Below are 11,351 nucleotides of genomic sequence, written 5' to 3'. Positions count from 1 at the left end.
TCCTCTGGAGGATGTGCGGGGTGTCGTCGGCGGGTCGTACCGGTTCCGGCCGGGCGTCGCTCAGCCCTTGACCGCTCCGGTGGCCAGCCCCGCGGCGATCTTGCGCTGGACGGCCAGGAAGAAGACGACGACGGGCAGGGCGGTGAGTGTGGCGCCCGCCATCAGTCCGCCGTAGTCGGTGCCGAAACTGGTCTGGAAGGAGACCAGCCAGATGCTGAGGGTCTGTTTCTCCGGGGTGGACAGCAGGACGTAGACGAGGACGTACTCGTTCCACGCCTGCACCATCGCGAAGACGGAGGTGGCGACGAGGCCGGGGGCGAGCAGCGGCAGGACGACGCGGGCGAAGGCGCCGAACCGGCTGCAGCCGTCGACCATCGCCGCCTCCTCGAGCTCCACCGGGATCGCGGCGATGAAGCCGCGCAGCATCCACACGGTGAACGGCAGGGTGAAGACGAGGTAGACGAGGATCACGCCGCCGAGGCTGTCGGTGAGGCCGGCGTCGTTGAGCAGCAGGTAGACGGGGATGATGAGGGCGGCGAGCGGGATCATCTGGACGGTGAGGACGACGACGACGAACGCCTTGCGGCCGGCGAAGCGGAAGCGGGCCAGGGCGAACGCGGCGAGGGTGCCGACCAGGAGGGAGACCAGGACGGTGCCCAGGCCGATGACGGCGCTGGAGCGGACGTTGGACCAGAAGGTCTCCGTGCTCATCGCGCGGGCGAAGTTGTCAAGGGTGGGGTTGCTCGGCCAGAACTCGGGCGGCAGCCTGAGGATCTCGGTCGCGGGCCGGAACGCGGTGAGGACCATCCAGTAGACGGGGAAGCCGAGGATGGCCGCCACGAGGAGGCCGAGGAGGTTGTACCGGCGTCGGTGGCGGCGTGCGGTTCTCGTCCCGCGCCCCTTGCTCACCGGGCTCATTCGGCCTCCCCCAGTCTCAGCATCTGCCGCAGGTACACGACGGCACCGGCGAGCAGCAGGATGACGGTGACCAGGGCGATCGCGGCTCCGGTGCTGTAGCGGTTGACGGCGAACGACTCGATGAAGGAGTAGACGCCGAGCAGGTAGTACTCGCGTTCCGGCTGGCCGCCGCGCATCAGCCAGATCTGGTTGAAGACGCCGAAGTCCCAGATCGCCATCAGGGTGGTGACCATCACGAAGAGGGGTTTGATGGAGGGGAAGGTGACGTACCGGAAGACCTGGAACGGGCGGGCGCCGTCGATGAGGGCGGACTCCTCCAGTTCCTGCGGGATCTGGGCGAGTGCCGCGTGCAGGCTGACGGCGACGAACGGCAGCGCGCCCCAGACGACGACCGCGGTGATCACGGCGAAGCCCTGCCAGGGGTCGGTGAACCAGTTGTGGCGGGCGAGGTCGACGCCGGGCAGCGTCGTGAGGAGCCAGTTGACGAGGCCGTAGTCCGCGTCGAAGAGCCAGCGGAAGATGGCCGCGGCGACCATCACCGGCATCGCCCACACGGCGACGAGCACACCGCCGAGGATCGCCCGCACCCAGGGCTCGGTCCGCCGCATCAGCAGGGCGATCAGCAGGCCGACCAGCATGGTGAGGGTGACGCAGACGACGGTGAACAGGGCCGTGCGGGCCACCACCGTCCAGAAGAACTCGTCGCCGAGGATCGTCCGGAACTGCGCGAGACCGGCCCAGGGTGGTGTCGCGCCGCTGAACAGCTCCTTGCGGGTCATGTCCTGGAAGGCCAGGGTGACCATGTCGACCAGCGGGTAGGCCAGGACCACGACGAGCGCGAGGAGGGACGGGGCGATCAGCAGGTAGGGCAGAAGGGGGCGTGGCCTCCGGCCTGCCGGATCAGCGCTCATTGATCACTGCGTCGATCCTGCGGTCCGCCTCGCGTGCGGCGTCCCGCACGGACGCCTTTCCGGTGGCGATGCGTTCCAGCATCTCGGGCAGGACGTTGGACTTCTCCACCGAGGTCCAGCCGGGGGCCAGCGGGGTGACCCAGCCGCGCGCGGCGGCCTGGGCCGCGGGACCGTTTATGCCTCCGGCGGCGACGTCGGCGAGTTGCACGGTGTTGTTCGGGAGGGTGTTGGCCTCGATCAGTTTCTGCTGGGACTTGCTGTCGGTGAAGATGCGGATCCAGTCGGCGGCCAGGTCCTGGTTCCGCGACTTGGCGGGCACGGCCAGGGTGGAGCCGCCGAGGAACGGCGGGAGCAGTTGTCCGGAGGGGCCGGGGAAGGCGAAGGTGGCGAACTTGCCCTTGAGGGCCGGGTCGCCCCCGGAGCGGGAGTCGGCGGCGGCCTGGGCCTCCCAGGTGTTGCCGTAGAAGACGCCGACCTTGCCCTGTCCGACGACGGCCGGCTGGTCGCCGTTGTCCTTCGCCCGGTCGCCGACGTAGTAGTCGTCCAGGAGCTTCTTCCAGGTGGTGAGTCCGGCGATGGACTTCGGCGAGGAGAACGCGCCCTGCCAGCGGCCGTTCTTCTCCACCGCCATCTCGCCGCCCGCGTCCTTGACGAAGCCCATGGCGGCGGACCAGTAGCGGCCGGGCAGGTAGAGGGCCGAGAAGGAGGGGTCCTCGGCGCCGTACTTCTTCTTGAGCCCGTCGAGGGCGGAGATCAGTTCGGGGTAGGTGCGCGGGGCGCGGGTGATGCCGGCTTCCTTGAAGTAGTCGGTGCGGTAGACGCCGACGCGCGCTCCCGCGTAGTACGGCACGCAGTACGTCTCGCCGTCGAGACGACAGGCGTCGGCGAGGGCGGGCAGCCACTGGGCGGACCGGTCGAAGGTCTTCGGGTCCAGTGGTGCGAAGGTGTCGTTGACGAGGTAGTTGGTGGTTTCGCTGTTGCCCATCTCGACCACGTCGGGCACGTTCCGGCCCGCGAGGACGGCATCGAGTTTCTGGTTCTTCGTCGTCCACTGCTGGTACTGGACGTCGACCTTCACGCCCGGGTGCTGCTTCGCGAACCTGGCGTTGGCGGCGGCGACCATCCCGGGCCAGCTCTCGCGGGCGTCCACGGTCAGCCACACCGTCAGGTTGTCACCCGCCCGTCCGCCCCCGTCGCCCGAACCGCATCCCACCACCGTGAGCAGCAACAAGGCCCCCAGAATCCCGGATCGGCGGGGCAGACGCAGTGTCATGGGTTCCTCCGTGCGGAATTCGTCAAGATGTGCGGGCTTCGGTGACGGTCTTCTCACTACCCCGCTGATCACTGCTCCCCGCCACGACACGGAGTTTCGGCCGGAAGACGGCGGTGTACTTCCCACGAAGGGCCCAGCGTTCACCCATTGGTCTGCACCGATGTCATGCGGTGACGAAAAAAGCGGGGTCGTACTCGGGCCACATTGACGTGAATGACACGGCAGGTGGCCGGGTCGCTCTTGACGGTGACGGCATGGTGCCCGCAGTTTGGGCCCCTGCTGCACTCCACAACCCCGATCGAAGGGCTTGTACGTGACCGAGCAGAGCATCCCCGCGTCCGACGCCTCCTCTCCCGCCGGCTCCGAGCGCCCCGTACGGGTCAACGCCTGGAACGGGTGGGACCCGTTGAGGCATGTGATCGTCGGCCGCGCGGAGGGCACCGTGGTGCAGGCTCCCGAGCACGCGGTGCGCCGCGACTACCCCGACGACGGCTTCCCGTTGGGGACCTACGGCCCCATGCCCGCGGACATGGTGGCCGAGGCCGAGCAGCAGCTCGACGACTTCGCGGACATGCTGCGGCGGCGCGGCATCCGCGTGGACCGTCCCACCCCGATCGACTTCACCCGGGAGGTGTCCACCCCGGAGTGGACGCACGACTCGATGTTCGGCTGCATGCCGCCCCGGGACCTGCTGCTGACGGTCGGCAACGAGGTCCTCGAAGCGACCATGTCGTACCGCAGCCGCTGGTTCGAGTACCTGTGCTACCGGCCGGTGCTGCAGAACCTGTTCGACTCCGACGACCGGATGCGCTGGGAGGCCGCGCCCAAGCCGCGGCTCACGGACGCCTCGTACAAGACCGGTTTCTGGGACACGTACAACGACCTGCCGACCGAGGAGCAGTTGGCCCGGGTCCGTGACTACGACCTGGTGCTCACCGAGGCGGAGCCGCTCTTCGACGCCGCGGACGTGGCGCGGTTCGGCAAGGACCTCTTCGTGCAGTTGTCGTTCGTCACCAACAGGAGCGGCTACGAGTGGCTGCGCCGCCACTTCCCCGACCACCGGGTGCACGCGGTGACCTCGACCAACACGCATCCGCTGCACATCGACGCGACCTGGGTGCCGCTGCGGCCCGGTCTGGTGCTGCACTGCGGGGAGCGGCTCGCGGACGCCGAGCTGATGGAGTTCTTCAAGCTCAACGACTGGGAGATCGTGGAGGCCGTGCAGCCGGCCAGCTGGGACCACCCGCCGAAGTTGTCCTTCTGCAGCCCGTGGCTCGCGGGGAACATGCTGAACCTCGACCAGAACACCCTGTGCGTGGAGGAGAAGGAGGTGCGGCTCGCCGAGCAGTTGTCCTCGTACGGGTTCGAGATCGTGCCGGTGCCGTTCCGGGCAGTGGGACCGTTCGGCGGCGGACTGCACTGCGCGACCGTCGACATCGAGCGGGACGGCACTCTGGAGGACTACTTCCCGCACCGCTACGGCCGGTTCTAGGCGGATTCCGTGGTGGTGACGGACAAAACCCGTGCGGTCGTCCTCGACTTCTACGGGACGCTCGTGCGGATGGTGGAGCCGTTGCCGCCGGACCATCGCGGCATCTTCGCCCGCCGGGGCCTGGCGGCGCAGGGCGACCTCTGGGGCGACCAGTGGTCGGTGGGCCCCGGCGAGGGCGAGGAGCACGCGGCGCACTCGGTCGACGAGACGGCGTACGTGACGTGGGAACGCGACCGGCTGCGGCGCCGGGCGCGGGCCTGCGGTGTGCCGGAGGCCGAGCTCGAGGGTCTGGTCGCCGAGCTCGACCGGGCGATGAAGGCGATCCGGCTGGAGCTCTATCCGGATGTGCCCGGCGTGCTCGCACAGCTGCGGGAGCGGGGCCTGCTGATCGGGGTGTGCTCCAACTGGTTCTGGAACCTGGAGGAGTGCGTCGAATCGGTGGGGATCGGCGGGGCCGTGGACGTGGTGGTGGGCTCCGCGCGGGCGGGGGCCCGCAAGCCGCATCCGCTGATCTACCGCACGCTGGCCGAGCGCTGCGCGCTGCCGGCGGACCGGGTGCTGTTCGTCGGGGACATGTGGGTCCCCGACGTGCTCGGTCCGCTGGCGGCGGGGATGCGGGCGGCGCACCTGTGGCGGCCCGACCGGGCGGTGGACGGGGTCGCACCGCCCCTGCCGGAGGGAGTGGTGCGGATCACCGGTCTGGACGAGCTGGTCCGGTCCGTGGACTGCGGTGGCGGAGCCGGTCGAGGAGGTTGCGGGTGACGCGGACGACGGCCGGGTCCTGTTCGTGTCCGCAGACCACGGGCCAGTCGGTGGTACCGGCGGTGAAGACGGTGCCGCCACCGGCGTCGTGGAGACCCATGGTGGCGGCCCGGGGGCTGCTGATGGTCGATTCGCGCACGGGACCGTTCCAGTGGCCCCATTTGAAGTGATGGAAATCCTCGTGCACCGGTTCGAGGACGTGAATTCCGAGAATGAGGAAGGATTTCGGGGTTCCGTCCTCCCCGGTGGCGCGGGCGATTCCGTCCGCGTCGTAGGAGAACGCGGCACCGTCGCATTCGTATCCGATGAGGGGGGTATCCGCTCCCAGCCGGTCCGGCGTTCCGCCGTCGGATCCGTCGCGCAATCCGGTGCCCTCGTAGATCCAGTGGTCGGCGTGCTGCACGGTGTATCCGACGCGGGGGCGGTCGCCGGGCCATTCGGTGGCGGGCCACATTCCGCCGTTCCGGAAACTCACTCCGGTGAGCGTGTTCTCGGGATTTCCGACTCCGTCGGGCGCGGGCACCCACCACTGGTCGGTGGCCGGCAGGTGGGGATATTCGTCCCCGACGTGGTGATCGGTGTCGGAGACGAAAGCGGTGTTCCCGTCCGTCGGGTGCACCCGCCACCAGCAGGTGTTGGCGCTGAGGAAGGCGATGTTCCCGCCGTCGGCCACGAACCGCTCCGCGTGGGTGCGCATCGCGGCGCTCCAGTACTCGTCGTGGCCGACGCTGAGGAGCAGGTCGTAGGGGGCGAGCAGGCCGGGGTCCTCGTGCAGGTCGAGGTCGGTGCAGTACTCGACGGGGTAGCCGTGGCGTTCCAGCCAGGCGATGAAGGGCGCGTCCCAGTAGGCGAGGTCGATCACACCCCCGGGGCGGTGGAAGCTGACCTTGTGACCTCGTGGTTCGTCGCCGTTCCCGGCCCGGTGGACGGGGTGGTCGTAGAGGCTGACGGCGCGTTCCAGTCCGGGCCGGTCGGAGCGGTTGTAGGCGTGCCGGGTGAAGGTGGACTTCTTGTAGAGGATGCGGGAGCGGCTGCCGGGGACGCGGGGGCGCACGACGAAGAATTCCCGGGCGTGCCCCTCGAGGTGCTCCGCGTCGAGGAGCGGGGGGTCGGCGGGGCGGTCCGGGCCGCATTCGACGAATTCGACCAGATGGATTCCCGGCTCCCAGTCCCCCGGCACGGGCAGGGTGAGCGGCGGCCAGTTCCAGTCGTCGGCGGGCGACGCGCGTCCGGGTAATTCGTCGGGATGGCCGGGCGGGGTGTGCAGGGCGCCCGGATACTCCCCGGATTCCCCGACGGGTATGAGTTCTTCGCCGAGCCTGTAGAAACGGAGTCGGAACCGGGGGGCGTCGGTGGAGAGATGGAGCGTCACTTCCCCGCCGACGGTGACACTTTCACGTCCGAGATATCCCTCAATCATGCCGCTCATGCTAGGCAGCCGCCGCACCGACGACAACGGCACCACCAACCGGCCATTCGATCCCCTGTTTTCGGACACGGCAGGTGGGCCGGGACTTTCCGTCACGACTGTTGGGTAGGGCGGAGTCCGGAAAAAGGCACGGCCGTCCGTCGATCGGTGAGGGGCTCGCATGAGCGATGAATTCCGCGGTGAATTCCGTGTACGGGAACTGGTGCTGGGGATAGAGGGGCTCGCGCTGCTGCGCCATGCCGTGGACGGTGACGAGGCGTTCCTCCGGGAGCGGGTGGCCGAGATGCGCCGCTTCGTCCTCGACGAGGAGAAGCTTCCGGACGGCGGGGCCGTGGTCAGCGAGCTCGACCCGGCGGCGGGTTACGCGTCCTGGTCGGCGGTGTACGACTCGCTGCCCAGTTCGTACATCGAGGTGGAGGAGCCGGTCGTCCACGCGATCCTCGACGGCCTCGAACCGGGGGTGGCGCTCGACGCCGCCTGCGGCACGGGCCGACAGACCCGGGCGCTGGCCGCTCGCGGGCACCGGGTCATCGGCGTCGACCAGTCGCCGCAGATGATGGCGAAGGCCCGCGAGCACACCCCGGAGGCCGAGTTCCGCACGGGACACCTGGACCGGCTGCCGCTCGACGACGACTCCGTCGACCTCGCCGTCTGTTCGCTGGCCATGACGCACCTTCCGGATCTCGTCCCCGGCGTGGCGGAGCTGGCCCGGGTGGTGCGGCCGGGCGGGCGGATCGTCGTCACGGACCTGCACCCGTTCGTGATCGCGCTCCAGGGCCAGTGTCTCTTCGTGCACGGTGCCGAGGAACTCGCCTTCGTCCGCAACCACGTCCATCTGCCGGGCCGTTATCTGGAGGCGTTCGGCCGGGCGGGGCTGCGGGTGCGCGGCTGCCACGAGCCGTTGTTCAACGGGCGTCTGGCGCCCGGTGGTTACGAGGAGTTCATCGCGGACGCAGCCCGCGCCGCCTGGGACGGCCTCCCGATCGTCATCGTCTGGGACATCGAGGTCCCGTCCCGCGGGGAGGCGCCGTGAGCCTGGTCCTGGTACGTCACTCGGAGCGGCCCGAGCTGTGGGACCGCATCCCCGAGCGGTTCGCCGGTGTGGTGCCCGAGTACAACCTGCACGGGGACATCAACGGGGACTACTGGAACCGGCTGTTCGAGGACTTCCCGGAGTTCCAGTTCCTCCTGTACGACGACGAGCACGACGTGATCGCCGGTGCGGGCCGTTCGCTGCCCCGTACCTGGGACGGCACCGCGGCGGACCTCGGCCCGGGGCTGGACGACTCGATCGCGCGGGCCTTCGCGGACCGCGACGCCGGGCGCGCCCCGGACACGCTGTGCGCGCTGGGCATCGAGGTGGCCGAGGACCATCGGGGCCGGGGGCTGTCCAAGGTGCTGCTCGACGCGATGGCGGACACGGCGCGGCGCGCCGGGCTCGCGACGGTCCTGGTGCCGGTGCGTCCCACCTGGAAGGAGCGGTATCCGCTGGTGCCGATCGAGCGGTACGCGGCGTGGACCCGGGACGACGGGTCCCCGTTCGATCCGTGGATCCGGACCCAGGTGGGCGCGGGCGGCACCCTGGCGGCGGCGTCCGCGCGTTCCTCGCGGATCACGGGGACGGTCGCCGAGTGGGAGAGCTGGACCGGGCTCGCCTTCCCGGAGGACGGGGAGTACGTCTTCCCCGGCGGTCTCGCGACGCTCCGGGTCGACCGGGCGCGGGACCTGGCCGCGTACTGGGAGCCGGGGGTGTGGATCACGCACCGGGCCGGGGACGGCCGGGCCCGTTAGACCGGGCCCGGCACCGCGCCCCCGGACCACCGGGGGCGTCCCTCAGGCGAGCCCCTCCCCCGCGTGGACGGCGGTCCACGCGAACGCGGTCATCGCACGGACCTCGTCCGCACCCGCCTCGGGGCGGCGTTCGGGCGGGAGTCCGGCGGGGCCCGCGGTGGCGACGGCGGAGTTCCGCAGCCGGTCGAGCGCGTCCGCGGGCACGCCGTCCGGCAGCGGTCCCAGCCCGCGGGCCGCCCGGGCCGCCTGCCGGCCGAGCAGCAGGCAGTGGGTCCACAGCTCCTGCGCGAACTCGTCGCCGAAGGTGCGGGCCACCTCCGCCGCGAGGTCCTTCGGCAGGTGCGCGGCCCGCGCGGCGGCGATCGCGTCCTCCGTGAGGCCGGTCGCGGGCAGGGCGTCGCGCCAGCGGTGGTGCCCGCGACCGCCGTCGGCGCCGTGCTCCTGTCCGACGAGCCGGATGTAGCCCTCGCCGTACCGCATGTACGGGATCCAGCCCGGCTCCTCCAGGACGCGGCCCCGGGCCAGCAGGGGGGCGGCGTCCGTGGCGGAGGTGGGGCAGGCGGCGAGGCGGATGCCCTGGGCCGCGTGGCCGTTGATGCTGCTCGTGCCGATGTGCTCGACGATGTTCGGCACGGCGAGCAGGCTCATCCGGCCGCGGCCGCGGAAGAAGACGGAGAGCAGTTCGTCGTCGTGGCGTTCGGCGCTGTCGCGGGCGTACGCGCGGAAGGCGGCGGCGGTGTCGACCGGCAGGCAGACGCCCAGGGACGGCGTGAACTCGTCGGGCACGGCCCGTACCCAGCCGGCGCCGGCGAGGGCGGCGAGCCGGGCGGCGGCGCCGTTGCGGGCGTGCCAGTTGGTGTAGAAGACCAGTGCCTCGTCGGGGAACCGGGTGGCGGCGCGGGCGACGATCTCCAGGAGTTCGGCGGGGGCGTCGACGTCGTCCTGGACGACGAGGTGGTGGCTGGCCCCGGGTGCCGCGGCCGACCAGGCGACCAGGGCGGTGCGCAGCGCGGAGGGCGGCCCCTGCGGGTCGGGGTCGAGTGCGAGGCCGTCGAGCCGTAACCGGGCGGCGAGGTCCTGGGCCTGGGCGAGGCGCACGGGATGCGTCATGACGGCCGAACTGATGTGAAACGTGGTCACCTTGGTCACACGGAGCTCCTCGGCAGGGGTCGTCGCCGGTCATGGTCGCAGAGCGCCGGAGGCCGGGGCCGGGTGTGCCGGGAGTTTGGCCGGATCAGTGGCGGTGCCGGGTGCCCCGGTGGGAGCGGGCGAGGGGTTCGCCGTCGGTGGAGCAGCGCACGGCCCGGTGGTGGCGGGGCCCGGAGGCGTCGCCACCGGGCACGTCCGTGGTGTCGCGGCGGCGCAGGAGCAGGACCGCGAGGACCAGCCAGCCCAGGCCGACGACGACATCGGCGTACACGACGGCGGCGAACGGCAGGGCGGCGCCGTGCACGACCGCCATGCCGAGGACCGCCAGTCCGGCCCCCGCCACGAGCAGCAGGTATCGCAGGAGTCGCCGCACTGTGGGCACCTCTCGTCCGTCGCACCGCTTCCGAGCAGTGAACGACAGTGCGTCGCACCTTGTGACGACCCATTCCGGTCACGCTGTTTCCGCCACACGGACCACCGGCCGCGTGCCGGGGGTGCCGTCCCGCTGTCGCGTCCGGTTCCGGGGTGCGCAGCCCGCCGACCTCCGCCCCGCCGAGGGGGCGGGGTCAGCGCGTTCTGCCCCGGGCCTTCAGGTGGGTCGCCGGCACCTCGGGGGCGGGCAGGCGGTCGCCGTCGTAGCCCTTCACCTCGCCGAAGCGGTCGGACGTCATCCAGTCGTCCCTCGCCCTGCGGATCTCCTCGTCCGTGCGGCCCACGAAGTTCCACCACATGACGATCTCCTCCTCGAAGGGCTCGCCGCCCAGGAGCATGAGCCCCGCCTCGGTGTCCGCGCGCAGGGGGAGTCCGGTGCGGCCGCAGCCGAGGTAGAGCATGGAGCCGGGCAGTACCGGCACGCCGTCGACCTCCGCCCGGCCGGACATCGAGAGCACCGCGTACTCGAAGTCCGGGTCGACCGGCAGCCGCGCCTCGGCGCCGGCGGTCAGGGCCAGGTCGGCGCCGACGATCGGGGTGTAGACGGTGCCGGGCGAGGCAGCCCCGTCGAGTTCGCCCAGGATCAGGGTGGCGGTGAGGCCGGGGGCGGTGACGGTCGGCAGGTCGGTGTGGTGCTGGAAGTGGGGTTCGACGTGGCGGTGGGCCTCGGGGAGCGCCACCCAGAGCTGGGCGCCGTGCAGAAACCTGGCGTGCGGCCTCGGGCTCTCCTCGGAGTGGCTGATGGCCCGGCCCGAGGTCATCAGACCGAGTTCGCGCGGGCGGATCGTCCGGAGGCTGCCGAGGCTGTCCCGGTGCAGGACCTCGCCGTTGTGCAGCCAGCTGACCGTCTGCAGGCCCATGTGGGGGTGGGGCGGCACCTGCATCCCGGGTTCGTCGGCGATGTCGTCGGGGCCGTAGTGGTCGACGAAGGCCCAGGCCCCGACCATCCGGCGGCCCAGGTTGGGGAGCAGCCTGCGGACCTCGGTGGACTCCCCCAGCCGGACGTGGCGGGGGCTGAGGAGTTCACGTACGGGCTCGGCGACGACGAAGCCCCGTCCTCCGCAGACGGAGAGGGTGGCCTGGCGATCGAGATTGCTCATGGCGCTCAACCTATTCCCGTGCGGGCCCGGGGCCCCGGCTCCCCACGCCGACCACTTAGTGGAATATTCAACGACTAGGGGGTGTTCCGACGAC

11 protein-coding genes are annotated in these 11,351 nt (G+C 71.0%); 4 read left to right on the top strand and 7 right to left on the bottom strand.

Annotation, left to right across the window (positions count from 1 at the left end; translation table 11 throughout):
• Positions 1-60: 60 nt before the first annotated feature.
• From OCT49_RS32160 to OCT49_RS32150, 3 genes are read right to left on the bottom strand one after another with little or no spacing between them, the layout of a single operon-like run.
• On the bottom strand, positions 61-918 hold the full coding sequence (locus tag OCT49_RS32160) for a carbohydrate ABC transporter permease (protein ID WP_283855310.1): 858 nt from the start codon (positions 916-918) through the stop codon (positions 61-63).
• Positions 915-1,829 (bottom strand): carbohydrate ABC transporter permease, encoded by a 915-nt coding sequence (locus OCT49_RS32155; protein ID WP_283855309.1) that lies wholly within the window; start codon positions 1,827-1,829, stop codon positions 915-917. The genes OCT49_RS32160 and OCT49_RS32155 overlap by 4 nt, the downstream gene beginning before the upstream one ends.
• Entirely contained in the window at positions 1,819-3,102 is a 1,284-nt protein-coding gene (locus OCT49_RS32150; protein WP_283855308.1) for an extracellular solute-binding protein, read from the bottom strand. Before OCT49_RS32150 ends, OCT49_RS32155 begins: the two co-directional genes overlap by 11 nt.
• Before the next feature lie 313 nt (positions 3,103-3,415).
• Between OCT49_RS32150 and OCT49_RS32145 the strand changes: the two genes are divergently transcribed.
• Positions 3,416-4,594: a serine/threonine protein kinase gene (locus OCT49_RS32145; RefSeq protein WP_283855307.1), complete on the top strand. Its 1,179-nt coding sequence runs from the start codon at positions 3,416-3,418 to the stop codon at positions 4,592-4,594.
• Between the two features lie 15 nt (positions 4,595-4,609).
• Positions 4,610-5,356 carry an HAD family hydrolase gene (locus tag OCT49_RS32140; protein WP_283855306.1) on the top strand — a complete coding sequence of 249 codons (747 nt, stop codon included), beginning with the start codon at positions 4,610-4,612 and terminating at the stop codon, positions 5,354-5,356.
• Here the strand turns inward: OCT49_RS32140 and OCT49_RS32135 are convergent.
• Positions 5,286-6,776: a N,N-dimethylformamidase beta subunit family domain-containing protein gene (locus OCT49_RS32135; RefSeq protein ID WP_283855305.1), complete on the bottom strand. Its 1,491-nt coding sequence runs from the start codon at positions 6,774-6,776 to the stop codon at positions 5,286-5,288. The two genes, OCT49_RS32140 and OCT49_RS32135, sit on opposite strands and share 71 nt — an antisense overlap.
• A gap of 169 nt (positions 6,777-6,945) precedes the next feature.
• Here OCT49_RS32135 and OCT49_RS32130 point away from each other — a divergent pair, with 169 nt between their 5' ends.
• Together OCT49_RS32130 and OCT49_RS32125 are read left to right on the top strand one after the other, a co-directional pair.
• Entirely contained in the window at positions 6,946-7,818 is an 873-nt protein-coding gene (locus OCT49_RS32130) for a class I SAM-dependent methyltransferase (protein ID WP_283855304.1), read from the top strand.
• Positions 7,815-8,576: a GNAT family N-acetyltransferase gene (locus OCT49_RS32125; RefSeq protein WP_283855303.1), complete on the top strand. Its 762-nt coding sequence runs from the start codon at positions 7,815-7,817 to the stop codon at positions 8,574-8,576. Before OCT49_RS32130 ends, OCT49_RS32125 begins: the two co-directional genes overlap by 4 nt.
• Positions 8,577-8,618: 42 nt before the next feature.
• On the opposite strand, the gene OCT49_RS32120 is transcribed toward OCT49_RS32125, so the two are convergent.
• From OCT49_RS32120 to OCT49_RS32110, 3 genes are all read right to left on the bottom strand, one after another.
• A complete protein-coding gene (locus OCT49_RS32120) occupies positions 8,619-9,725 on the bottom strand; it encodes a hypothetical protein (protein ID WP_283855302.1) in 1,107 nt (368 codons plus the stop codon).
• Between the two features lie 85 nt (positions 9,726-9,810).
• Positions 9,811-10,098 (bottom strand): hypothetical protein, encoded by a 288-nt coding sequence (locus OCT49_RS32115; RefSeq protein ID WP_283855301.1) that lies wholly within the window; start codon positions 10,096-10,098, stop codon positions 9,811-9,813.
• 193 nt (positions 10,099-10,291) lie between these two features.
• Complete coding sequence (locus OCT49_RS32110) at positions 10,292-11,257, bottom strand: pirin family protein (RefSeq protein WP_283855300.1); 966 nt, start codon at positions 11,255-11,257, stop codon at positions 10,292-10,294.
• Positions 11,258-11,351: the final 94 nt, after the last annotated feature.

This window comes from Streptomyces sp. ML-6 (assembly GCF_030116705.1).
Lineage (GTDB): Bacteria > Actinomycetota > Actinomycetes > Streptomycetales > Streptomycetaceae > Streptomyces.
This window is presented reverse-complemented; position numbering and strand designations above follow the sequence as displayed.

Bases quoted from the DNA above. Each gene is read 5' to 3' on its own strand.
- OCT49_RS32160 (WP_283855310.1), bottom strand. From the start codon at position 918: ATGAGCCCGGTGAGCAAGGGGCGCGGGACGAGAACCGCACGCCGCCAC.
- OCT49_RS32155 (WP_283855309.1), bottom strand. From the start codon at position 1,829: ATGAGCGCTGATCCGGCAGGCCGGAGGCCACGCCCCCTTCTGCCCTAC.
- OCT49_RS32150 (WP_283855308.1), bottom strand. From the start codon at position 3,102: ATGACACTGCGTCTGCCCCGCCGATCCGGGATTCTGGGGGCCTTGTTG.
- OCT49_RS32135 (WP_283855305.1), bottom strand. From the start codon at position 6,776: ATGATTGAGGGATATCTCGGACGTGAAAGTGTCACCGTCGGCGGGGAA.
- OCT49_RS32130 (WP_283855304.1), top strand. From the start codon at position 6,946: ATGAGCGATGAATTCCGCGGTGAATTCCGTGTACGGGAACTGGTGCTG.
- OCT49_RS32110 (WP_283855300.1), bottom strand. From the start codon at position 11,257: ATGAGCAATCTCGATCGCCAGGCCACCCTCTCCGTCTGCGGAGGACGG.